The organism is Paenibacillus sp. FSL L8-0641 (assembly GCF_038006265.1).
Classification (GTDB): domain Bacteria; phylum Bacillota; class Bacilli; order Paenibacillales; family Paenibacillaceae; genus Paenibacillus; species Paenibacillus polymyxa_D.
On sequence record NZ_JBBOUW010000001.1, the window covers coordinates 331,715 to 354,918 of the forward strand.

Sequence of the window (23,204 nt, forward strand, 5' to 3'; positions counted from 1 at the left end):
CAATATATGAGCGAGTTCAGTATATAGTGCAACCGTTTGCCCTGTCAACGCAAAAAAACTGATTTTATGGATATCCACAAAATCAGTTCTTGTCCATTTCTTAGAGATTCATAGTACCTGGCTGGATTTGCGCTCCACGATTCGGTGGGGCACAATGATGTGTTTGGTCAGTTCCTTGGGGTCCTCAATTTTTTCAATCAGGCTTTTGGCAGCCTGATAACCCAGAGTAAAGATATCAATATCCACGGATGTAAGAGGAGGATTCATCAGCTCAGCCAGCATTAGATTATTGAAGCTCACCATGGATAACTGCTCTGGCATGGACACGCCTAACTGGGCAAGCATTTTCTGTACGGCCATGGCTACAAGGTCGTCGCTAACGATCATCGCAGTAGGCGGCGGGGTAGCCTGCAATAACGCGCGCATGTCCTCCAGATTAAAGGGCTCTCTGACCACGTATTCCTTCGGTAGAGGCAAGCCAACCTCTCGTAGCGCATCTTGGTAGCCTCGGAGTCTTTCAAGATTCACGATGTGTTCCTGATCACCGCCAACATAAGCAATGCGCTGATGATTCAGCCCAGTCAAATAAGTGACTACATCCTTGGCAGCCTGGTAGTTGTCGTTGTCTACATGGGTGGTTTCGCTGACAAACTGTTGAGGCTTGCCGATTACGGTATAGGGAATTTTTTCTTTGTGAAGATACTCCACGATGCTATCCTTTTGCTTGGAGTACAGGACAATGTAGCCGTCAACGCGTCCGGTCCGGGTCATCAGCTTTACGCGGGATAGCAATTCATCATTCGTTTTGCCTGTGACAATCGACAGTGTATAGTTGTGCTCGTTCACCCATTCGCTGATCCCGCGAAGACTTTCCGGAAAGAAAGGATTTTGAAAGATCGCCACATCCGATTCAGGCATAATAATGCCTATCGACTGTGTGACTCGGTTAGCCAGACTCTGAGCTGAATAGTTGGGTTCATAGCCAAGCGCCTTCATTTCTTTACGGACACGTACCTTGGTAGCTTCGCTGATTTTGGGGCTATCTTGAATGACGCGGGATACGGTGGAAGTAGCAACATTAGCACGTTTTGCGACATCTTTGATGGTTACTGCCATCGTCTTCGTCTCCTTTTGCTATCTCAAGCAGGAAATATTATGTTCTATCATACGATATTGCTCGAAAATCAACAAATTCGCGGTTTTTTCGAGTGTTTCTATCATTATTAACCAAGATATTTACAATTAGGGTATTGCTAATAGAAAGCGATATCATTATAATAATTGTGCAACCGATTGCATAATATTTTTTGAGTACTACCCATGCTATACATACTATAAGGGATGGAGACTGAACGAGCATGAAAAAACTTCTATCATTTGATTTTTGGCAAAAGCTTGGGAAGGCACTGCTTGTGGTTGTTGCTGTTATGCCGGCGGCCGGGATTATGATTTCGCTTGGTAAAGTAGTGGCGATGTTGGCTGGCGATATTCATTTCTGGTTGACCGTCGGCGGGGTCATGGAAAATTTGGGTTGGGGTATTATCAATAACTTACACATCCTATTTGCGGTAGCGATAGGTGGTTCCTGGGCTAAGGAACGGGCGGGCGGGGCTTTTGCGGCTTTAATTGCCTTTGTTCTCATCAATATTTCAACAGGGACGATTTTGGGCGTATCATCGAAGATGTTAACCCAGGAGGGAGCAACCACCCATACACTCTTCGGTGCATCGATTCCGGTCAGTGGTTATTTCACCTCTGTCTTAGGAGCACCTGCACTCAACATGGGCGTGTTTGTCGGTATCATCTCCGGATTCGTCGGGGCGGTGGTATTTAACAAGTACTATAATTACCGCAAGCTGCCGGACGCTTTAGCCTTTTTTAACGGTAAACGTTTTGTTCCTTTTGTCGTGATTTTATGGTCTGTCATCGTAAGTTTGATCATGTCTGCCATCTGGCCATTTGTCCAGGGGGGGATTAATCAGTTCGGCATTTGGTTGGCGACTTCGGGAGAATCGGCTCCTTTTGTAGCACCATTTGTCTATGGTACACTGGAAAGACTGCTGATTCCTTTTGGACTTCATCATATGCTGACCGTCCCTATTAACTATACTCAACTTGGAGGCGTTTACACAACGCTTACAGGTTCCGGGGCAGGAAGTGTCGTTGCCGGGCAAGACCCGCTGTGGCTGGCTTGGGCAAGTGACCTGAGTGCGCTTCGTGGTACCGATCCGACAGCCTACAATAGCTTGTTGGAAGGCGTGACGCCTGCCCGCTTCAAGGTAGGACAAATGATTGGTGGGGCAGGTATCCTTATGGGACTAGCGGTGGCTATGTATCGCCGTGTAGACAAAGACAAACGCGGCAAGTACAAGTCGATGATCTTTTCGGCAGCCGCAGCTGTCTTTTTAACAGGGGTAACGGAGCCACTGGAATTCATGTTTATGTTCGTGGCGCCTGTGCTGTATGTGGTTTATGCTATTCTTACCGGTATTGCGTTCGGAATGGCCGACATCATACATTTGCGTTTACATTCATTTGGTATGATTGAACTGCTGACCCGAATGCCGTTGTCTATAAATGCGGGGTTGGTGCAGGATATTATTAACTTCGTGCTGACTTGCGTGGTGTTTGCGGTAGCAACCTACTTTATCGCTTATTTTATGATCGGTAAATTCCAAATGGCTACGCCGGGAAGACTGGGGAACTATACGGATGAGGAGCCCCAAGGGACTTCCGAGGCAGGGAGTACGAAGACAGAGGGTGTGGCAGCTACTTCCACTCAAAATCAACTGGCTACGGATATCATCAAGACACTTGGGGGTGAGCAGAACATTGTCGAGGTGGACGCTTGCATGACCCGTCTGCGTGTGACGGTGAAGGATACAGATGCCGTTGGGGACGAAAAAACGTGGAAAGCGCTGGGTGCCTTGGGCTTGATAAAAGTAGATAATGGGGTGCAGGCGGTTTACGGACCGAAGGCTGATGTGCTTAAATCAGATATACAAGACATACTCAACAGGTGATTACTTTGAAGTTGTTAACCTTAAATGCACATGCTTGGATGGAAGAAAACCAGCACGATAAGCTAAAGCAACTGGCTGCTTTTATTGATGAACAGCAATTTGATGTCATTGCTTTACAGGAAGTGAACCAGTCCATGGAAGAGGCTCCTTTGTCAGCGGACGATTTGGGCACTTACCATAGCGCAGATCCTGAAGTTGTCATTAAGCGTGATAACTATGCTTATGTGCTGAACGGGCTATTGTCTGATAGCTATCATTGGACGTGGGCTCCCGCGCATGTTGGTTTTGCCAAATACGACGAGGGGTTGGCGATTCTGTCGAAAACACCGATTACAGCTACGGTGAACGAATATGTTTCCTCGCTACAGGATTATGACAACTACCGCTCACGTAAAATTGTCGGTATTCAAACTGTGGTGGACGGAGTGCAGGCCTGGTTTGTAAGTGGACATTTTAACTGGTGGAATGATGAAGAATCCTTCCGTGGACTATGGGATCGTACAACCAAAGTGCTAAATTCTTTTGCTCCGACTCCTGTGTTCATGATGGGTGATTTCAACAACGCGGCTGAAGTGCGCGGAGAAGGATATGACTATGTACTGCAATCCGGCTGGTCGGACACCTATCCGAATGCAGCAGTACGTGATGATGGCCACACGGTGATTAAAGCTATTGCTGGCTGGGAAAGTAATGCGGAGCCGCTCCGCATTGACTTTATCTTCTCCAATAAGGCTGCACAGGTACAATCCTCAACCGTTGTACTGAACGGGAAAACAGGACCAGTTGTATCGGATCATTTTGGGGTTGCAGTTGAGTTGGAGCTGTGAGAAAGAAAGGAGGCCACTTGCTTAAGCAATTGGCCTTTTTCTTATAGATTTCGACTTGAAACGAATGACATATTGAATAATCATAGCAATCAACACCAAAATCAAATTGTAGTAAAAGGGAGTGTTGATGCTAAATCGTTCCATGAGTGCCCCTGCGATGATCGGAGACACAATGGCCCCCAATTCGGACAAAGATACGACGTTGCCGATAAATGAGCTTCTATTCTCCTCAGGAATAACGTCCCCTAGTTGTGAGTAAAAGGAATCCAGATAGCTGGCTCCTCCTATACCTCCGATGAACATCCCTAAGTATACGATCCACGGTTCTGTGAACCGAAGAAATAAGATGATTTCCACCATGATCAACAATAGACCGAGGATACAAAGCATCAAGCGATCCTTAAGTAGATCAGATATTTTGCCAATAAAGGGCGCTGAGATGAAGGTCGATATGCCGATAATTGTAAAAGCTAAGCTAATTTCTGCGGGGCTCCAATGGAGCTTGTAGGTTGCATATATGGAGAAGTACGTTAAAAATATAGCGAATGCACTCATTTCAAGAAAATGAACGGTGGAATAGAGCAGTAGCTGTTTCGTTAGCATGGTTTTTCTTTTCGACTCATGAAGGGGTACGTGCTGTTGCTGAGGTTTGGAGGAGAGACTGGGGAAGGTCATTCTGGAGACGGCAACGAAGGATATACATGAGAAAATAGCAACGAAATAAAACGGAATGGATAAAGAAAAATAAGAAACAATAGCTCCACTCATAAGAGGCCCCAAAATCATACCGGCGCCTTCACTGCTGCTGATATATCCATTGAGCGTACCTCGATTCTCTAGGGTGCTCATATGGTTGATCGTGACTCTTACAAAGACGGTTAGCCCTATAGCTACCAAGCCCTGAAGGAGTCTCAGTATGGATAGAATGATGAAACTTGTTGCAATTGGAAACAGGAGCATACAAGCGATTTCAGCAATAAGCAAGCTCAACCCCAAGCATTTTGCGCCAATCTTTTCATAAATTCGTCCTGCCAAGCCTCCACCAAGAAATCTCCCCACATAAAACAGAGAAAATAAAATGCTCATGCCGAGTACGGATATCCCGAATTGCTCTACATAAATAGCAAAGAGTGGAAGGATCATACTTCCACTCATGTTAGCAATAAGGCTGATCACGATCATACAGGCGATATTACGATTTAAGTATAAGTGTCTCACCATAACCTCGAAACCTCTCTTTGATCTTGCATCATGGGAACCGTTATTCGGATTGCACTTGATTACGGATGAACGGCTTCAAGTCGAGTTAGCGGGTTCCCATATAAGGTACGCGAGCGAGTTCCTCGCGGTGCCTAAATCCCAATGCAATGATGGAGGTATGAAGCGGCGGATGGAAGGAATCTTGATTAGAGCGGTGGTGTTGCCTTTAAGCTGGAAAGCCGCCTCCTGGTGGTGGCCAAGCTCCATAGATCCGGCGTAGCAGTACGATTTCACCCAAATGATATGAATTGTGGGAAGCGATATTCCGCAGCAGTCCTGCTTTCGTTTCACCTGGGAAATGAGCTAGTGAATCATCCAGTTGCGCGGTTTCGGCAATCTGCACAGCTTGATCTACGCCCTGTAAAAATTCGTTAATGACAGCCTGCCATGCCTCTTCGCTTTGCGGTCCAGTCTCTTCGGGCCAGCTTTCCATGACATTGCCCGGAAGCTGGGGCTTCCGTCCTTCCAAATGCTCCAGCATAAATTGCTGCCAGTAAATCATATGCTTCAGTAGTTGATAAATGCTGTAGGGCATTTCTGCATGTTTCTTCCCTGCCAGCTCAACGTCAATGTCTGGTAAAGCCCGAGCTACTCGAATATGTCCACGTTCCCCGACCAGTGATTTAACCAGTGCTTGACCGAATAATTGATTGGCATCCGACATGTATGATCATCCCTTCTATGGAGAGTTTGTTCTAGCTTAGTCTCATTTAACGATTATACAATTATATTTTATAAAATGTAAATGGATGCATGATTTAATGTAAAGGGTAGAAATGTTTTTAATAAAGTGGTTGATAATTGTTCTCGATTAAATTACAATAATATTGTTTCGATAGAAACAATAAACGACGGATGTATATGTTGTTTCGTACATGCGGAAATGTTAAGGGGAGCTTTCTGTATGTATATATTGTTTCGTGTGAAACAATTAGGTGGTGGAAATAAAGATTTTAGATAGGGGTGTGAACATGGATTACGAAGTGATTGTAGTAGGCGGCGGACCTGTTGGAATGTGGTTAGCTGCTGAGTTGGCATTAGCAAGCGTAAGCGTATGTGTAATTGAACGTTTAGAGGAGCCTAGTGGTCAGTCGCGTGCGCTTACGCTACATCCACGGACGCTTGAGATGTTTGATATGCGCGGATTGAAGGAGCGGTTTATGAAGTGCGGCAGACCTATACGTACGGGTCACTTTTCAATGCTGAATACCCGCTTGGATTTTTCTGTGCTTGATAGTTCTTCTAATTATACGTTGTTTATTCCACAGGTGATTACAGAGCAAGTGATCGAGGAGCATGCGCTCAAGCTGGGAGTTGTCGTCCATCGTGGCATGGAAGTGGTATCTGTGCGAGAGCACGAGCAGGGCGTAGAGGTGGTGAGTGTATGCGCATCTGGACCACAAGCCAATGTATCGGTAATGAATGCTGCTTATGTCGTAGGAGCGGATGGGGCTGGGAGTATCGTGCGTAAACAAGCCGGGATTGCTTTTCCGGGCACGGATACGACTCTGACCGCTGTATTGGCGGATGTAGAGTTAGCCAATCCGCCTGAAAGTGGCGTACATTCCGAATATAGTGAACGAGGTGGGGTGATGATTGCCCCCGTGTATCCAGATATTTATCGGGTTATTTTGACTACACCGCGAATGATGGAGATTCCGAAGGACGAACCTGTGACGCTGGAAGAAGTGCAGACAGGACTGTATGATCTGCTCGGTACAGATCTTGGCGTATCCAATCCTCGCTGGTTATCTCGATTCGGGAATGCAACGCGGCAGGCGCAGACCTATCGTAAAGGGAGAATCCTGCTAGCAGGTGATGCTGCGCATATCCACTTCCCGGCAGGTGGACAGGGAATGAATGTTGGCTTGCAAGAGGCGGCAAATCTGGGATGGAAGCTGGCCGGAGTGATTCGTGGCTGGGCTCCAGACACGCTGCTGAGTAGCTATCATGACGAACGTTATCCGGTTAATACGCAGTTCTTACGGAATACCGAGGTTCAGACCCGCTTATTGGACTTTACGCCTGCTGTATTGGCACACCGCCAATTGCATGAGGAATGGTTCCGCCATCCGGAAATTAATCAATCTATGGCAGAGCAGATTAGTGCACTGGATGTATGCTATCCAGCGGCTAGCAATATACCGCAGCATCCACTGAACGGGAAACGGTTTGCTGATTTTGAATTGCATTTGCCTGACGGAATGACAACGTATGCTTACGATCTTCTTCATGAAGGCCGCTTTGTACTTCTCCATCTTGCACAGGATAATGAGGTATCGAATGAGTTTCACCATAGCTCACTTTCACATATTTCATATGTGGAGGCCGTAGCCGAGGAAGTGCCCGTGGGATGGAGAGATGTGCATACGGTTCTCATCCGTCCGGATGGGTATATCGCTTGGGCCATTTCTATGAAACAAACGGATATATTGAGTGTGATTAAGGAAGGCATTGCCACATTGGTATAAAGGGGAAAGGGTATGTTCATAACATGACCATATTGTTTCTTGTGAAACAAATGTGAGCTATAATGAAAGGAGGAGTATGCCAAAGGAGTGACTACTTGTTCGTATGGAAAAGGCGACATCGGTTCAGCATGTCTATGATTTGCTTATTAAGATGAATCATCAGTGGGAGCAGCATCAGCAAAGAGAGAGCATGACCTTTCTCGAAGAAATCCGCGAGCACTTTGATGGAATGACTTCGCTCAATATGACGGATGTACACGTTATGGATTGTATCGGGCAGCATGAGCCGATCAATGTTACAACCTTAGCGCAACGAATGGAGCTGAGCAAAGGTACCGTTTCGAAAGTCAGCACCAAGCTGCTCAAGGAAGGCTGGATTCGTAGAACCCAGCTGAACGACAACAAAAAAGAAATTTATTTTCGGCTAACCCCGTTGGGAAAAAAACTCTTTCTTGTACATGAGCGACTGCATGCTGAGGTACAGCAACAGTTATTTCAATTTTTAAATCGTTACAGCTCAGAAGAACTGAATGTCTTGAAACGTCTGCTGTCCGATGGTGTAGATCTCTTGGAAGCTATGGAGTGGCAGGGAAAGAGTCTGGATTAAAGAGATATCTAATCATCAACGATGGGCACCTGTTTTATCTCCGAGTAATAGATACATGAGGAGATGCAGGTGCGTTTTCTCTTAATGCAATAGTCGTTTTGCTTCCATATAGAGCACCTGTACGAACTTTTTCGTATTAATGCGGGCTTGGGACAGTGAAGGCTCCACATTGTTTTGTAGCTCCAGCATTTTTTTGCGGATTTCTGTAAAGTCAAAAAATTTGGATGCATAATTTTCAAATTTAGGATGGGTATAGTCAGTCAACCCGAGCGATACTATATGGCTTAGCGTCTGGAAAATAGCGCGGCGGACACGCTGCTCCGATGCTTTAATTTCCTTACTCAGCTCTACTGCTGAGGCTGAAGCCCCTAACCGTTTGGATGCTACATTAGCAAATATATCCTTCAACGGCGGGAACAGATAGGGAGACAGATTGCCTGTTTCCTCCTCATACTGGTCCAGAAATTCCAGCATGTCCAACAAATCCATACTCCCAGCTTCGCCGATCATTCCCATCTCGGAGAGCAGAAACTGCCCGGAAGTTACGATGTTTCGGGTCGGTTCAATCGTTGCCGTTGGGTTATTCGATGTGAACATCGACAACCCTTGAAGCGTCCGCTGGATATCCGTAATCGACTGCTGCATACGCAGACGCTCAGCCACCTTATGAATAACTGCAATAATCTCCAGTCGATTCAAAGGCTTGGCCACATAATATTCAATACCGAGCGAGTACGCCTCGCCGATCATGTTTTTGGATTCGATGCGAGAAATCATAATGATTTTGCCGCTGAATTGATCGCCGAGTGCACGCACGGTCTGAATGCCGTCACGAAGCGGCATCAGCAAGTCAATTAGCAATACATCAATCCGGTTCAGCTCCAGCAGGCCGCTATTCACATAGGAACCATCCTCCGCTTCCCCGATGACTTCCCCTAGACCTTCGTCTTCAATAATGTCTGCCAGCATAGAACGAATCCCTTGATCGTCATCCACAATATAAAAACGCATCCGGGCTATCTTCCTTTCTCCGTCAGTTTCCGTAAAGGCAATGTAATTCTAAAAGTGGTCTGTAATCTATCTGTATTCTCTTCCTCAATCTGTTGTAGTTCAATCGTTCCTTCAAGGCTCTCCGCGACCTCACGTACATAAAACAATCCCATACCGGTGGACGGTTGTCCTTCCTCATCATACTTGGTCGTATACCCTGGTGTGAAGACCATTTCCCGTTTCCGCTGAGGAATACCCGGACCGTTGTCGGTAACACTAAATGAAGCTATATCCTCTTTTCCCGGAAGACAGCGAATAGAAACGTCAATCCTTCCGTCGTCCCTCATGGCTTCAACCGCATTGGCTGTCAGGTTATTAATAAGTGTCAGAACGGTATAAACATGTAGCTTGGGCAACAAAGGATCGACATCTAGGGTAAAACGAATAGACTTGTCCAGTGATTGGGCGTACTTGCTGTTCGTTCGGATGATGAGCTCCCCAAGCTCTTGAGAAGCCATGTAATGCACTCCGCTTTCGGCATCAATCAGCTTGGACAAACCAGCAAAAATCCGCTGGCTGTCTTTTTTAATCTCGTGAACCTGTCCGGAAATACGAAGTGCCTGTCTGGCGTAATGTTCTCTATCCTTTAGAGATTCATCCTGTTGCAGTTCACGGTACAGCTCGTAGCTTTCACGAGTGATTTGTTCTGCATGTGACAGCGTTTTGCCTAACTGGACCGACTCCTCATACAAGTCTGATACAAGAAGTAAAATTCGCTCCGTCTGCTGTCTTTGTGCCTCTTCATGCTGGACCGATTGATTTAACCGAATCATATTATAAAACCCAAGCACGAAGAAGCTGCGGATCATAGCCATAAAAGCTACTTTACTGATCTTAATGATGTCCCAGAAATCGCCGTCAATACTCCACCGGACGCTAAGTTCCGACACACTTGCGGCAACCTCAATCCCTACAGAGAGGATACCCACACGGAGTGCGCGGTAAGGCTCAGCATTAATGTTAAGGAGCTGGAAGAGCAGACCGTAGACCATGTAATAAAAAAAGGTAGGGCCATGCAAGATCAGCAACTCTTCGAAGAGAAGACTGGACTGAGTGTAATGATTGAGTAAGATGCGAAAGGCGACTACCGCTATCCCTGCAAGCACTCCCGATAATGCAGGCGGAATATGACGAATAGATAACAGAAAGAAAAAAAATACAGGCGTACCAAAGCTGAGACGGAATGTATTAGCGAACGGGTGAATATTCAGCTCACCTGCGAGCGGTACAAATACAAGCATGAGCAGGAAAAGGAGCGTGTTCAACTTCATTCATATTCACCTCCTGGGTATTCAGTCAGAAAGGCAATGTGAGCTAAATTCACAGGCTCGTCGTTAAAGTTTGTGAATTTATAGAAAAAAATAAATGCAGCTGTAGATAATTGTCGGTTTTTATAGATCAGATTGTAGTATAAATAACATCATTTGAATATTAAGAACAGCATACTGCAAAAATATACAAATCAGCCAGGGGGGGACACGAAGTGAAAAAGATTAATTTGACGATGCAAATCTTTATCGGTCTGGCTTTAGGTATTATTATTGGTGCCTTATTTTACGGCAATTCAGGGGTGGAAGTCTACTTAAAGCCAATCGGCGATATTTTCATCCGTTTGATCAAGATGATTGTCGTGCCTATTGTGATCTCAACGCTCATTATCGGCGTTGCCGGCGTGGGCGATATGAAAAAACTAGGTAAACTTGGCGGAAAGTCCATTCTGTACTTTGAGATTGTAACGACAGTCGCCATCCTGTTCGGACTGCTTGTTGCCAACCTGGTTCGACCTGGTGACGGCGTGGACATGTCCCACCTGGCGAAGAGTGATATCCATTCCTATGTGGAGACTGCAGAGAAGTCAGGCCATAGCTTTATAGATACGATTGTGCATATTGTTCCTACCAATGTTATTCAAGCTCTGGGCGAGGGAGATATGCTCGCTATTATATTCTTCTCCGTACTGTTTGGACTAGGGGTAGCGGCGATTGGTGACAAGGGCAAGCCTGTGCTGAATTTCTTTGAAGGCGTAGCCGACGCCATGTTCTGGGTAACCAATCAGGTCATGCGCCTGGCTCCGTTCGGAGTATTTGCACTGATTGGAACGACAGTGGCCAAGTTTGGGTTGGCTTCATTATGGCCGTTATTGAAGCTTGTTTTGTCGGTGTACGGCTCCATGGCGCTGTTCATTGTGATTGTTTTCGGAATTATCGCCAAGCTGTGCGGTACCCGTCTCTGGACCATGATTAAAATTTTGAAAAGTGAGCTGTTGCTTGCATATTCGACGGCCAGTTCGGAAAGTGTTTTGCCTAAGATCATGGAGAAGATGGAGAAGTTCGGATGTCCTAAAGGAATTACGTCCTTTGTCATTCCGATTGGGTATTCTTTTAATCTGGACGGTTCCACCCTGTATCAGGCACTGGCTGCGATTTTCATTGCCCAAATGTATGGTATTGATCTGCCAATCACGACACAGATCACGCTGGTACTAGTATTAATTATTTCTTCCAAAGGTATTGCAGGTGTGCCGGGTGCTTCCTTTGTCGTTTTGCTCGCTACGCTTGGAGCAGTGAACCTCCCGCTGGAGGGTTTGGCTTTTATCGCTGGTATTGATCGCATTCTGGATATGGCGCGTACGGTAGTTAATGTATTAGGTAACTCGCTTGCCGCTGTGGTCATGTCCAAATGGGAAGGCCAATATGATAAAGAAAAGGGCGAGGAATACGTTGCTTCAATTAAATAAGATATAACGAACTGAATAGTTGACAGAAAGAGCACTTTTGCGCAGTAATGCAAAGGTGCTCTTTCTGTTTCCAGACTTGTTAGAATTCTTCCTTTTTCGACATTTTTCGATGTTTTCTGTATGGAATTATAGGTATATGGACATGAAAAATAAGTCTTAATGCCTATGTAATTAAAGATTTAATTATAATGATTCTTAATAAAATTCCGATATTAAATTATACCGTTTTATATATTGGCTTAGAAGGGAAGATCATATATGTTTCTCAAGAAAAATGAGTCTCAATCACTTGCTCCTTTAGTAGAAGAAAGCCGCAAACTTTCACAAAGAATACAGCAAAAAGATTATTCTGCTGCAATACAGGTTTCCTCAGCTTCTCCTGAGGTTCAAGAAATCGCAAACAATGTTAACCAAGCGATAGAGTCCATGAAAAATGATGCTCAACATGTTGATATCCGTTTGAAGCTTGTTACCAAGGCTATAGAGATTGGCTTATGGGACATGGAGGTCATTGCCGGTGATCCTGTCAATCCAAGTAATACGTTCACATGGTCAGAAGAATTCCGTTCTATGCTGGGGTATCAGAGCGAAAAGGACTTCCCTAATGTATTAGATAGCTGGTCATCTCGGCTGCATCCCGAAGATTATGACAGGTCTTTGGCAGAATTGTCTGATCATTTACTGGACTTTACGGGAAAGACCCCTTATGACGTACAGTATCGTTTGAGGCTGAAGCATGGAGAATATCGTTGGTTCCGGGCTACCGGAACGACGATCCGTGACCAGCAGGGAGTGCCGCTTCGGATTGCAGGCGCTCTGTTGGATGTGCACGATCAGAAGATTAAGTCTGAGGAGCTTCAGGCATTGGTTACAAGATACGATCTCATTAATCGTGTTTTGGTGGAGGCTCCTTACGATGTAAACATTATTGGAGGAGACATTGAGAATCCGGATAGTATATTTTGGTGGTCACCGCAATTCCGAGCTACGCTGGGCTTTAAGGATGAGCAAGATTTCCCAAGCAAGCTTAGCAGTTGGGCTTCAATTCTGTATCCTGAGGACGCCGAAATGGCGATTAAAGTTTTGAATGATCATTTAAATGATTATACAGGGCGCACACCTTATGAAATGGAATGTCGTTTGGTGCGTAAGAATGGTGAGCATCGCTGGTATTATTGCAGTGGAAAAACATTGCGCGATAGCAAGGGAGTGCCTATTCGGATTGCGGGTACCATTCGTGACATTACAATAGAAAAGGAAAAGCAGGCTATTGCGGATGAACTCACGCTCAAGATCCAGCATCTCTCCGATTCCATTACGGAAATGGTGAATGGTGTTAATTCGGTTAGTAACCAAGCGCAGGAGCTGGCTACGGCTCAGGAGCAATCGACAGACGCAGCGAATCAAGCCAAAGTCAGTGCAGAAGAGACACAAAACATTTCCAACTTCATTAAAGAGATTGCAAATCAAACGAATCTGCTGGGTCTAAATGCTGCCATTGAGGCATCGCGTGCGGGCGAGCAGGGGCGGGGTTTTGCGGTAGTCGCAGATGAAGTGAGAAAACTCGCTATTCACAGTGCTGATGCGACCGGAAATATCGAGACCAGTCTGGACGAAATGAAGACACTCATCGAGCGGATTTTGCACAATATCGGGAACATGTCTACGCTGACACAGACACAAGCCGCCCTAACTCAGCAAGTGAATGCATCTACGGACGAGATCAACAGCATGTCCAAAGCTTTGTTGGATTTCGCGAGAACGATGTAAGGCTTCATGTAGAAATGAGGCCGGGCCTAAGGTTCGGTCTCTTTACTGTTTTTGGAAGATGAACTATACTTTTTGAGGATCGATCTAAAAATCACCTCATAGTAACTTTATGTGGAAAAGAGGAACATACCTTGAGCTTACTTAGTTCAATATTGGTCGGAATTGTAGCTCTGGAACATGTGTACATTCTAATATTGGAAATGTTTCTGTGGACGACTCCGCGGGCGATGCGTACGTTCGGGACCTCGAAGGAGCTGGCGGAAGCAAGCAAATCCCTGGCAGCAAATCAGGGGCTGTATAACGGATTTCTGGCAGCCGGATTGGTGTGGGGCTTGTTCTATCCGGAACCTGTAATCGGGCGGCAAATCCAATTATTCTTTGTCATTTGTGTGGTAGTGGCTGCGGTATATGGTGCATTAACTGCCAACAAGTCTATTTTATTAAAGCAAGGTCTGCCTGCCATCCTGGCACTAATCAGTTTGTGGATATTCTGAAGACACTCTTAACGGGTGTCTTTTTTCTAGATTCGATCACATAATGTCTGGAATGCTAATGACAAGGGGAATAAACAGTTTTTGACCGATTGTAAATCCGACTATTCCGATTTATAATAAATTTATTACATACTAAGAGGACACGGGGGCTAGAGCGATGCGTCGTAATTTGACTGGTGTATTGGTATTCATTGTATTGATGTTGGTTGTAAGTGCATGCTCCGGCGGGAATTCTGGATCTACGTCTGAGACGAATGGGAATACACCCGGTACAGCTACCACAACAGCTGATAACGGACAGCCAAAAGACGGCGGCAGCCTGATCATTGGCGTACAAGCTGATCCGGTGGTGCTGAATCCGAACTATGCGGGTGATCGGGTAAGTCTGACGATAGACCAGGCGATATTCGCACCATTGTTTCAGGTGAACAATGGCAAAAAGACATTTTATTTAGCAGACAGTCTGACTCCTTCAGCAGACAAGCTGACTTATACACTAAAACTGAAAAAAGATCTGACTTGGCATGATGGCGAGAAGCTGACAGCTGACGATGTTGTTTTCACCATTAACAAAATTTTGGATGAGAAGCAGCACAGCTTTTTGAGAAGTAATTTTATGGTTAATGGCAAACCGGTTCAGGCGAGCAAGGTTGATGATACAACGGTGGATTTCAAGCTTCCTCAGCCAGCTCCTGCTTTTGAGGCAGCACTGGTACAGGTATCCCCGATTCCGAAGCACATTTTCGAGAATGAAGCGGATATTGAGAAAAGTACAAAAAACAACTCTCCGGTTGGATCAGGTCCTTTCAAATTTAAAGAGTACAAAACCGGTGAGTACGTTACACTCGAACGGTTCGATAACTATGTTGGCGGAAAGCCGCATCTGGATTCAGTAACATACCGAATTGTTAAAGATTCAAATGCTGCGAATTTGGCCCTTCAAAATGGTGAGATTAATGTAAACTATCTCGATCCGCAAAATGTGGAGACCATTAAAGCAACAGATAAGTTTGACATTTTCCCTTACAGCGAAGGTCGCTTGGCTTATCTGATGTTTAATGAAAACAGTGATACGAAGCAGCTGAACAAAAAAGAAGTGCGTCAGGCGCTTTCTTATGCATTAAATCAGGATGAGTTGATTCAAGTTTCCTATGGCTCCAAGGATTATGCAGACACTGCAAAATCTGCTCTGACACAGGACGTACTGTATCACACGAACGACGTTGCATTTTTTAATAATGATGTGAACAAAGCAAAAGAGCTGCTGAAATCGGCTGGAGCTGAAGGACTGAAACTGCGCATTATCATTCCGGGCGGTAACAAGGTACAGGAAGCACAAGCACTCTATATCCAGCAGAAGTTAAAGGACATAGGCGTTCAGCTGGACGTGAACAGCATGGATTCATCGGCATGGTCGCAAAAGTTCGTCGATACGAATGCCAAGGACTTTGATCTGGCGATCAGCGGCTACATCATGGGGTATGACCCTGACGCATATCGTATTTTGTATAGCACCGGATCATCCTCCAACTATTCGCATTATTCGAATAAGGAAGTGGATAAACTGCTGGAAGAGGGCGCGGGTGAGTCGGATACGACTAAACGTGGAGAAATTTATAAAAAGGTACAAGAGCTGCTGGCTGAGGATGCTGTCATCTATCCGATTGCTTACACCAAGACTATTGTAGCCTTCGACAAGCAGTATGGCGGTATTGATCAGGCTGTGCTGAAGCCGGTCGTGATTTTCGAGGATTTGTCCAAAATTTATCACAAATAAGACAGGGTTTTCAAAAATAAGCTGGGCTAACCAGCTTATTTTTTTCGAAAACAGCAAGGGGAAGGGAAACGTATGAGACAACTCATCGCCAGAAGGTTGCTGCAAGTTATACCGATGCTATTTTTTGTGTCCATCGTCTGCTTCGGCTTGATCAAGCTGGCCCCAGGTGATCCGGTTCTCTCTTTTGTTACACCGAATATGCATCTGGAAGACATTGAACGAATGAGGCATAGCTTGGGGCTGGACCAGCCCGCTTATGTGCAGTACATATTATGGCTTAAAAAGAGTCTAACGGGTGATCTCGGCTACTCGCTAATTAATCACCAGCCCGTGCTGGATCAGATTCTCGATCGTCTCCCGGCAACAGCCGGGTTGATGGGCGCCTCCATCATACTGGCTGTTCTGATTGCCATTCCACTCGGTTTGACGGCTGCGGCGAATCGGAATCGCTGGATCGACAAGCTCATTAATCTGATGTCGTACATCGGGATTTCTGTTCCGCTGTTTTGGCTCGGTATTTTACTTATTTATTTGTTTGCGATTTATCTGCATTGGCTTCCGAGTACAGGGATGCGTACCATCGGTACGGACTCGGTGCTGGATGTGATCAAGCATGGAATTTTACCATGTTTTGTACTGGCCTTCGGCTTTCTGTCTGTGTATGTGAGGTACATCCGTTCCAGCACGATTACGCAGCTCAAGGAAGAGTATGTGCAGATTCAATACGCGTTTGGGTCTGGAAAAAGACTGGTTTTGTTTCGACATGTGCTCAAGCATGTGCTGCTGCCCATCATTACGCTGCTCGGAATGTCGGTTGCGGACCTGGTGGCTGGAGCCATTGTGACGGAGACGGTATTTTCCTGGCCGGGCATTGGCTCGCTGGGCATGACGGCGGTGAAAGGGATGGATTATCCTGTCATCATGGGGATTACTTTATTTTCCGCTCTGCTGCTGATCCTGGGTAATCTGCTTGCGGATATCTTGTACAGCATTGCGGACCCGAGAATTAAATCAACGAGGTGAATTCATGAATCGGAGCAAATGGCGCAACATCGGGATTGAGCTGATGACGAGCAAAATGGGCGCCGTCGCCCTCATACTATTGATCGTATTCTCGTTAGGGGCGATTTTCGCATTTTTATCGCCGCAGGACCCGAATAAGTTGAACGTGCTGGAGCGTCTCCAACCACCGGGAGCGGCCCACTGGTTTGGGACGGATGATTATGGGCGGGACTATTTTACAAGAGCACTGTACGGTGGACGTGTATCATTGCTGGTAGGCTTCGCGTCCATGATTATTGCGACCAGTATCGGTGCAGTGGTAGGTATTGTGAGCGGATATTTCGGAGGATGGATCGACAATCTGCTTATGCGGGTTTTGGAGCTGATCATGTCGATTCCGTCTTTCTTGGTTATTTTGCTGCTGAGTGTGTTTTTGAAGCCGGGCGTCGGCAATATTATTGTCATTATCGCCTTGCTCATGTGGATGAACATTGCCCGGGTGGTCCGTGCAGAAACAATGACGTTGCGTGAACGGGAGTATGTACTATACGCCAAAGCTTCGGGACAAAGTACGTTTGGTATTATTATGAAGCACATTGTACCGAATCTGATTCCGGTAATTATCGTAGGGGCGACGAACAATATCGCTTCAGCCATTATGATGGAATCGTCACTGAGCTTCCTCGGCTTTGGTGTTCAGCTGCCGAACGCTACGTGGGGCAGTATGCTGAATAATGCCCAAGGATATATTGCACAGGCCCCATACATGGCATTATTCCCGGGTCTGCTTATTTTACTGACTGTGTTGAGCTTTAATGTTTTGGGGGATGTGCTGCGTGTAGGCTTTGAACCCAAATTAGTAAAACGATGATTCATGGTTTCATAGGATTCATAGTACATCCCATTACAAATGGCTCCAGGAGCGACAGAAAGGAGCGAAAACACAATGACAGAACATCTACTGTCCGTCGAACAGCTGGAGGTCTCGTTTTTCACTCGTGAGGGGGAGAATCAGGCAGTTCGAGGGGTTAGTTTTCATATTGATGCTGGAGAAACGGTAGGAATCGTAGGAGAATCCGGCAGCGGCAAAAGTGTGACAGCGAAAGCGATCATGTCGATGATTGCCCCGCCGGGCAAGCGGCTGAACGGCGATATCCGTTATCGGGGACAAAGTCTGACCGCTCTGACGGAAAAGCAATGGCGCAAAATACGTGGAAACCAGATTGCGATGGTCTTTCAGGACCCGATGACCTCGCTGAATCCGGTCAAAAAGGTTGGCTATCACCTGATCGAGGTGATTCGCAGACATCGAGGACTGAGCAAGGAAGCGGCTACGCAAGCAGCTGTAGAACTGCTGCGACAAGTAGGCATTACCGAGCCGGAGCGCCGAATGAACCAATACCCGCATCAATTCAGCGGCGGGATGCGCCAGCGGGTGATGATTGCCATGGCGCTCTCGTGCAGCCCGGAGCTGCTGATTGCAGATGAGCCGACTACAGCGCTGGACGTGACGATTCAGGCGCAAATCTTGGAGCTGCTCAAGACGTTGAAGCAGCAGTCCGACATGTCGATTGCTCTGATCACCCATGACCTGGGCGTCGTCGCCCAGGTGTGTAGCCGTGTCATCGTCATGTACGGCGGTATGGTGATGGAGGAGGGGCGCGTGGACGACATCTTCTATCGTCCGGGTCATCCGTATACGCAGGGCCTGCTGCGTTCTGTGCCCCAGCGTACGAACGGCTTCCGAGAGCGGCTGGTGCCGATTGAGGGCACGCCGCCGGACCTGCTGAACCCGCCATCGGGCTGTCCGTTCATGGAACGGTGCCCGCACGCGTTTGCCCGCTGTGTGGAGCGGCCGCCGATGATAGAGCTGCGCCCGGATCAGCGAGCAGCCTGCTGGTTGAACGATCCGGAAGCAGGGCCTGCTGGAGTCTACGAGACGCCCGAAGCGGGCCATACGGAAGGGGGGAATAACGGTGAGTGAAGCAAATAATGTATTGAGTGAGCATCAGCCATTGGTAGAGGTACACCAGCTTAAGAAGCATTTTGTGACCGCAAAGGATTTGTTAGGGCGTAGCTCTGAGGTACTCAAGGCGGTGGATGGGGTGAGCTTTCAAATCAAGCGTGGCGAGACGTTCGGACTGGTCGGTGAGTCAGGTAGTGGCAAATCAACGGTTGGACGCTGTCTGACACGGTTATACGATTATACAGAAGGTACGGTACTCTTTGACGGCCAGGATATTTCCAAGCTGAACGATAAACAGCTCAAGCCGCTGCGTCGGCGCATTCAGAGCATTTTTCAGGACCCATATTCCTCTCTTAATCCGGGTATGAACGTGCTTGACCTGATCGGTGAACCGATGGATATTCACAGATTGCATCAGGGGAGTGAGCGTAAGGATGCTGTAGTGGCTTTGCTTGAAAAGGTAGGGCTGAAGCGGGAGCATCTGTATCGCTACTCGCACGAGTTCAGCGGCGGGCAGCGCCAGCGGATTTCCATCGCTCGTGCTCTGTCCGTGAACCCCGAGTTCATCGTCTGTGACGAGCCGATTTCGGCACTCGATGTGTCCATCCAGGCGCAGGTCATTAACACGCTGGAGGATCTCCAGCAGGAGTTCGGGCTGACGTACCTGTTCATCGCCCATGACTTGTCGATGGTGCGGCATATTTCAGACCGAATCGGTGTGATGTACCATGGCCGACTGGTAGAAGTAGCCGATGCAGATGAATTGTATGAGCGGCCCGCTCACCCTTATACGCAGGCGCTGCTGTCCTCCATCCCTGTGCCTGATCCGAGAGTAGTCGGAGAGCGTGAGGGACTGGGGGGAGGCTTGGCCCAACCAGACGGTTCATTAGTATGGGACAAGGAGAACAACAGTGCGACCGAGCTGAGAGAAATCAGTCCCGGCCATTATGTAGCATACCCGGTTAACCGTTAGGGTTAAGATCGGTTGTACGATGTGCATGACCCAAAGGAGGTAAAAAACGATGACTGAATCGACGAAAATAGTACGTATTTCCCAATGGGACGCGCTCTTGCTGGAATCATTACGCTCTTTAGGCTGGTCCCAAGAGGAATTAATCCGTCGGGTGCAGCAAAATGAGCTGCCAACGGACGGACCATCCGATTTTGATTATACAGAGCTTGTCACTGGGCTGGCGTCCCAAGAACCGGAGGTGTTTGTCAGCGCGGTAACGGACGGATATCAGATCAAGTACAATACGATCCGGGGCATTCGTTCGTGGATTGCCGTTGCGTTCGGGCGGGAGCCTGAGCTGTCACTGGAGGAAGGAAGCGAAGCCGTTACATCCGAACTGACGAAGGCTGAGTATGATCGGCTAGAACGGGTACTTTCATTAGGCTGGGTCATCCAGGAAGTACGTCCCGCGGCTGGCGAGACTTCAGGATTATACCGAATTGTACCTGCTTCACAGACGCATTAAATCCTGGGGATGAAGTAATATACTTTACCAGAAATTGAAACGAGCTGACCGTGGAGGCCAGCTCGTTTTTTAATGCAATCCTTCTTCATCTTTTTTATTCAGCATAACCAGACTATTGTGAATGATTCGTGTCATGCAGTAAAAGAAGGCCATTCTGGTGGTTTGCATAATAGCTCCCAACAACATGGACATCGATTCCATGTGGGAGAAATGTAAGATAAGAATCCGGTTAATAATTCCTTCACCAAACCAGACAAAATATAGCGGAACAATCATCTTTTGAATATAACGAGCTTTACGCTCCAATTCGGGGTGGAGCGCAAAGTACCTATAAATATGGGTGAATGTATTGGAGAATCCCCACAAGTTAATAAAAGGAATCATGCGAGCAATGGCTCCCACGGTACGAATCGGATAATCGGAATGTTTTTGCCGGATGGCTTTATGTACTTGAACTAGCCAGATCAGATAGGTTACAAAACACATGTAGTACAGAACAAAGCTAAAGACTGTAAATTTTTGCTCCAACTCGTATAGATGATCATAATAAAAATCATTTGCGTAAATATACACTAACGTAAAAATAAGGATAATAAATTCACCTATAGTGCCCACCGCTAGCAAGGCTTGGTGTACGCTGCCAGCTGTCTTGGATGGAAATGCTTTGGAATCTGATTCATTCAAGATGTACTTCCTCCCAGTCTAGTTGCTTCAAATACACGATAGCATCCTCCAGTGTTTCTACGGGGATAATGCGCAGTTTGAGTCCATGTTCCTTTTGGACTCGGGCAGCCTCTGCTTCGTTGCCTTCCTCCCCATACCATTCATAATCTGCCGGTACGAAAAATAGATCAACCTTTGCCGCCTCGGCTCCCAGCAGTTTTTGCTCCAGCCCACCGACCGATCCGACATCCCCGTATTCTTCCATCGTGCCAGTGCCTGCAATTTTGTGACGTCCGCCATCTGAAAAGTCGATGTTATTGGCTTCCTCATACAGTCCGATGCCTGTCATCAGACCCAAGGAATTCCCTGCAAGATCCTGCAAATGAGTCAATAGCTCCGCATAGCGAGCATCTTCCAATTTGCTAAGATTCGAGAAAGGTGTTGAATCACCACCTGTTTCGCTGTCTACACTTAATTCCGTCGCTGCATGTACAGCTTGCATAGCAGAATATTTTAGCGTGTCCGTCTCTGAAAGGTCCTTCAAATAAGAGTCCACTTCATCAGGGGCAATGGGTTCAAACTTAATCGCACCCCCGGATACATTTTCACTGGAATATACATTCCAACGCTCCAGGAGATTGTTAGCAATACCCGTTTGAACAGACGCAAAAAACACGCTTCCCTGAACGCCAAGATCTTTGACCGGATGCATTTCTCCTTGCAAAATATACTGTGCAGGCATAGGCCGTGTTCCAATAAAGGCGGCGATAGCCGGGATCAGCAGCAGCGCGAAAATGAGTATACGTTCTTTGTTAATGCCAAATATCTTTTTGAGGAGATATGGATTACGGCTTGGCACCTCATTCACAACCTTTCCAACTGTTCTCATACGGATATCATCGGTTGAAAAGATTAGAAAGGTTACATTTTTCACCATAAATGACCGATAAGAGTATAGTAGTATTCATATTTTATGGTAAATGAGGAAAGGGGATCTTTTAAATCTGATGAGTGAACAAGAAATACATGTGGGTGAATGTGGAGGTGGGACGATCACCGCTGAGCCGAACGCAGCTCCACTACGCCCACGAAGAATTGTTTTGACGTTGTTTACAGGATTTGCTTTATTGATCCTTGGTTTGTTTCTAACGCTAATCACGGGTATATTTCCTATCAGCTATACAGAGGTATTGGAAGTGCTTTTTTCTTCAAATCCCGATCCCACATTAAAGGAAGTTGTATATCAAATTCGTATGCCATTTGCATTGGATATGTTGTTGCTTGGTGGATGTCTGGCTGTTTCAGGCACTCTTTTACAATTACGAACAGCTAATCGCTTTGCATCACCAACCTTAACCGGACTTATGCCTGGGGCAATGGTAGGGCTATGTGTTGTCCTTTTACTTGGGATGGACATAGATTCCTTTGGTAGTATGGCTCTTTGTATTGCAGGAGCAGTATTTGGGGGATTCATTGTATTTACATTGAATAAAATCCGTTTCATTCGAGGACGGTCTGCGGGAGTTCATTTATTCATAATTGGTGTCATTATTGATGTTGTCCTTCGTTCAGCGTCGGGATTTATTATGTTACTTGGAGAATATGGAGGATATCAGCAAGAGTGGGCAATCTCTCAGGGAGGTTGGGGAATAAGAGAAGGATCATTCACGTTTTGGCTTGCATTGCTTACAATTCTCGTTGCGGGATCTGTGTTTGCATTCCCCAAGCAGCTAAGTCCGTTATACCTTCCATTTGCGATTGTGTTGACCGCCGTTACTGTGTGGGCATGTGGTACCATCGGATATATAGGACTTATTGTGCCTTATTTCATGCGTTGTATGATCGGAAACCGTCCACGGCTTCTCATTTTGGGCTCCGTCTTTTGGGGGGGCGGTCTGTTAATGCTGGCCAAAGTCATTTCCGCTAGAATCAACGAGCCGGTTGGGTTTCCCGTAACCCCAGTACTGGCCTGTATCGGCATACCCTTTTTGATCTTTATGGTGTGGAGAGAATGGAAAAGAAGCTCTCTGCTTGAAAGCAGTAGATTCTGAACGACATTTGCCAGACCACTGGCACTGT

At 46.5% G+C, this 23,204-nt stretch carries 21 protein-coding genes; 14 read left to right on the forward strand and 7 right to left on the reverse strand.

The window, feature by feature from the left end:
• Window positions 1-108: 108 nt before the first annotated feature.
• Entirely contained in the window at window positions 109-1,116 is a 1,008-nt protein-coding gene (locus MKY16_RS01415; protein WP_069010150.1) for a LacI family DNA-binding transcriptional regulator, read from the reverse strand.
• A gap of 242 nt (window positions 1,117-1,358) precedes the next feature.
• Here MKY16_RS01415 and MKY16_RS01420 point away from each other — a divergent pair, with 242 nt between their 5' ends.
• Both MKY16_RS01420 and MKY16_RS01425 read left to right on the forward strand, forming a co-directional pair.
• Window positions 1,359-3,023 (forward strand): PTS transporter subunit IIBC, encoded by a 1,665-nt coding sequence (locus MKY16_RS01420; protein WP_029516898.1) that lies wholly within the window; start codon window positions 1,359-1,361, stop codon window positions 3,021-3,023.
• A gap of 5 nt (window positions 3,024-3,028) precedes the next feature.
• Window positions 3,029-3,850 carry an endonuclease/exonuclease/phosphatase family protein gene (locus tag MKY16_RS01425; RefSeq protein ID WP_340953785.1) on the forward strand — a complete coding sequence of 274 codons (822 nt, stop codon included), beginning with the start codon at window positions 3,029-3,031 and terminating at the stop codon, window positions 3,848-3,850.
• 21 nt (window positions 3,851-3,871) lie between these two features.
• Here the strand turns inward: MKY16_RS01425 and MKY16_RS01430 are convergent, their stop codons facing one another.
• Together MKY16_RS01430 and MKY16_RS01435 are read right to left on the reverse strand one after the other, a co-directional pair.
• A complete protein-coding gene (locus tag MKY16_RS01430) occupies window positions 3,872-5,071 on the reverse strand; it encodes an MFS transporter (protein ID WP_340953787.1) in 1,200 nt (399 codons plus the stop codon).
• Between the two features lie 205 nt (window positions 5,072-5,276).
• The gene (locus tag MKY16_RS01435) at window positions 5,277-5,774 is read right to left on the reverse strand and encodes a DinB family protein (protein ID WP_165149284.1); all 498 of its coding nucleotides are present in this window, start codon (window positions 5,772-5,774) and stop codon (window positions 5,277-5,279) included.
• 307 nt (window positions 5,775-6,081) lie between these two features.
• On the opposite strand from MKY16_RS01435, the gene MKY16_RS01440 reads away from it, so the two are divergent.
• Both MKY16_RS01440 and MKY16_RS01445 read left to right on the forward strand, forming a co-directional pair.
• Complete coding sequence (locus MKY16_RS01440; protein WP_165149282.1) at window positions 6,082-7,581, forward strand: monooxygenase; 1,500 nt, start codon at window positions 6,082-6,084, stop codon at window positions 7,579-7,581.
• Window positions 7,582-7,684: 103 nt separating this feature from the next.
• A complete protein-coding gene (locus MKY16_RS01445; protein ID WP_049816963.1) occupies window positions 7,685-8,188 on the forward strand; it encodes a MarR family transcriptional regulator in 504 nt (167 codons plus the stop codon).
• Window positions 8,189-8,269: 81 nt separating this feature from the next.
• Here MKY16_RS01445 and MKY16_RS01450 read toward each other — a convergent pair whose 3' ends face one another.
• Window positions 8,270-9,199, reverse strand: a complete 930-nt coding sequence (locus MKY16_RS01450) for a response regulator (protein WP_013308322.1) — start codon at window positions 9,197-9,199, stop codon at window positions 8,270-8,272.
• Window positions 9,200-9,204: 5 nt separating this feature from the next.
• The gene (locus tag MKY16_RS01455) at window positions 9,205-10,509 is read right to left on the reverse strand and encodes a sensor histidine kinase (RefSeq protein ID WP_029516894.1); all 1,305 of its coding nucleotides are present in this window, start codon (window positions 10,507-10,509) and stop codon (window positions 9,205-9,207) included.
• 212 nt (window positions 10,510-10,721) lie between these two features.
• Between MKY16_RS01455 and MKY16_RS01460 the strand changes: the two genes are divergently transcribed.
• The 9 genes from MKY16_RS01460 to MKY16_RS01500 all read left to right on the forward strand — a co-directional run bounded on the left by MKY16_RS01460 (window position 10,722) and on the right by MKY16_RS01500 (window position 20,462).
• Window positions 10,722-11,975 carry a cation:dicarboxylate symporter family transporter gene (locus tag MKY16_RS01460; protein ID WP_069010145.1) on the forward strand — a complete coding sequence of 418 codons (1,254 nt, stop codon included), beginning with the start codon at window positions 10,722-10,724 and terminating at the stop codon, window positions 11,973-11,975.
• Between the two features lie 258 nt (window positions 11,976-12,233).
• On the forward strand, window positions 12,234-13,745 hold the full coding sequence (locus MKY16_RS01465; RefSeq protein ID WP_029516892.1) for a methyl-accepting chemotaxis protein: 1,512 nt from the start codon (window positions 12,234-12,236) through the stop codon (window positions 13,743-13,745).
• A gap of 131 nt (window positions 13,746-13,876) precedes the next feature.
• A complete protein-coding gene (locus MKY16_RS01470; RefSeq protein ID WP_029516891.1) occupies window positions 13,877-14,239 on the forward strand; it encodes a DUF1304 domain-containing protein in 363 nt (120 codons plus the stop codon).
• Window positions 14,240-14,396: 157 nt separating this feature from the next.
• Window positions 14,397-16,016, forward strand: coding sequence for an ABC transporter substrate-binding protein (locus MKY16_RS01475; protein WP_069010143.1), 1,620 nt, complete (start codon window positions 14,397-14,399; stop codon window positions 16,014-16,016).
• A gap of 72 nt (window positions 16,017-16,088) precedes the next feature.
• Entirely contained in the window at window positions 16,089-17,039 is a 951-nt protein-coding gene (locus MKY16_RS01480) for an ABC transporter permease (RefSeq protein WP_023986565.1), read from the forward strand.
• A 4-nt stretch (window positions 17,040-17,043) separates the two neighbouring features.
• Window positions 17,044-17,889, forward strand: a complete 846-nt coding sequence (locus MKY16_RS01485) for an ABC transporter permease (RefSeq protein ID WP_013308329.1) — start codon at window positions 17,044-17,046, stop codon at window positions 17,887-17,889.
• 75 nt (window positions 17,890-17,964) lie between these two features.
• Complete coding sequence (locus MKY16_RS01490; protein ID WP_340953792.1) at window positions 17,965-19,002, forward strand: ABC transporter ATP-binding protein; 1,038 nt, start codon at window positions 17,965-17,967, stop codon at window positions 19,000-19,002.
• Window positions 18,995-19,957 carry an ABC transporter ATP-binding protein gene (locus MKY16_RS01495; protein ID WP_340953794.1) on the forward strand — a complete coding sequence of 321 codons (963 nt, stop codon included), beginning with the start codon at window positions 18,995-18,997 and terminating at the stop codon, window positions 19,955-19,957. The genes MKY16_RS01490 and MKY16_RS01495 overlap by 8 nt, the downstream gene beginning before the upstream one ends.
• Window positions 19,958-20,006: 49 nt before the next feature.
• Window positions 20,007-20,462: a hypothetical protein gene (locus MKY16_RS01500; protein ID WP_340953796.1), complete on the forward strand. Its 456-nt coding sequence runs from the start codon at window positions 20,007-20,009 to the stop codon at window positions 20,460-20,462.
• Between the two features lie 69 nt (window positions 20,463-20,531).
• On the opposite strand, the gene MKY16_RS01505 is transcribed toward MKY16_RS01500, so the two are convergent.
• Window positions 20,532-21,146 carry a hypothetical protein gene (locus tag MKY16_RS01505; protein ID WP_340953797.1) on the reverse strand — a complete coding sequence of 205 codons (615 nt, stop codon included), beginning with the start codon at window positions 21,144-21,146 and terminating at the stop codon, window positions 20,532-20,534.
• On the reverse strand, window positions 21,139-22,014 hold the full coding sequence (locus MKY16_RS01510) for a hypothetical protein (RefSeq protein ID WP_340953799.1): 876 nt from the start codon (window positions 22,012-22,014) through the stop codon (window positions 21,139-21,141). The genes MKY16_RS01505 and MKY16_RS01510 overlap by 8 nt, the downstream gene beginning before the upstream one ends.
• A gap of 118 nt (window positions 22,015-22,132) precedes the next feature.
• On the opposite strand from MKY16_RS01510, the gene MKY16_RS01515 reads away from it, so the two are divergent.
• Window positions 22,133-23,176, forward strand: a complete 1,044-nt coding sequence (locus MKY16_RS01515; protein ID WP_340953800.1) for an iron ABC transporter permease — start codon at window positions 22,133-22,135, stop codon at window positions 23,174-23,176.
• Window positions 23,177-23,204 lie beyond the last annotated feature (28 nt).

What these genes read in the sequence shown, in the direction of transcription:
- MKY16_RS01415 (WP_069010150.1), bottom strand. Translation starts at nt 1,116, where the DNA reads ATGGCAGTAACCATCAAAGATGTCGCAAAACGTGCTAATGTTGCTACT.
- MKY16_RS01420 (WP_029516898.1), top strand. Translation starts at nt 1,359, where the DNA reads ATGAAAAAACTTCTATCATTTGATTTTTGGCAAAAGCTTGGGAAGGCA.
- MKY16_RS01430 (WP_340953787.1), bottom strand. Translation starts at nt 5,071, where the DNA reads ATGGTGAGACACTTATACTTAAATCGTAATATCGCCTGTATGATCGTG.
- MKY16_RS01435 (WP_165149284.1), bottom strand. Translation starts at nt 5,774, where the DNA reads ATGTCGGATGCCAATCAATTATTCGGTCAAGCACTGGTTAAATCACTG.
- MKY16_RS01440 (WP_165149282.1), top strand. Translation starts at nt 6,082, where the DNA reads ATGGATTACGAAGTGATTGTAGTAGGCGGCGGACCTGTTGGAATGTGG.
- MKY16_RS01445 (WP_049816963.1), top strand. Translation starts at nt 7,685, where the DNA reads ATGGAAAAGGCGACATCGGTTCAGCATGTCTATGATTTGCTTATTAAG.
- MKY16_RS01450 (WP_013308322.1), bottom strand. Translation starts at nt 9,199, where the DNA reads ATGCGTTTTTATATTGTGGATGACGATCAAGGGATTCGTTCTATGCTG.
- MKY16_RS01455 (WP_029516894.1), bottom strand. Translation starts at nt 10,509, where the DNA reads ATGAAGTTGAACACGCTCCTTTTCCTGCTCATGCTTGTATTTGTACCG.
- MKY16_RS01465 (WP_029516892.1), top strand. Translation starts at nt 12,234, where the DNA reads ATGTTTCTCAAGAAAAATGAGTCTCAATCACTTGCTCCTTTAGTAGAA.
- MKY16_RS01475 (WP_069010143.1), top strand. Translation starts at nt 14,397, where the DNA reads ATGCGTCGTAATTTGACTGGTGTATTGGTATTCATTGTATTGATGTTG.
- MKY16_RS01480 (WP_023986565.1), top strand. Translation starts at nt 16,089, where the DNA reads ATGAGACAACTCATCGCCAGAAGGTTGCTGCAAGTTATACCGATGCTA.
- MKY16_RS01485 (WP_013308329.1), top strand. Translation starts at nt 17,044, where the DNA reads ATGAATCGGAGCAAATGGCGCAACATCGGGATTGAGCTGATGACGAGC.
- MKY16_RS01490 (WP_340953792.1), top strand. Translation starts at nt 17,965, where the DNA reads ATGACAGAACATCTACTGTCCGTCGAACAGCTGGAGGTCTCGTTTTTC.
- MKY16_RS01500 (WP_340953796.1), top strand. Translation starts at nt 20,007, where the DNA reads ATGACTGAATCGACGAAAATAGTACGTATTTCCCAATGGGACGCGCTC.
- MKY16_RS01510 (WP_340953799.1), bottom strand. Translation starts at nt 22,014, where the DNA reads ATGAGAACAGTTGGAAAGGTTGTGAATGAGGTGCCAAGCCGTAATCCA.
- MKY16_RS01515 (WP_340953800.1), top strand. Translation starts at nt 22,133, where the DNA reads ATGAGTGAACAAGAAATACATGTGGGTGAATGTGGAGGTGGGACGATC.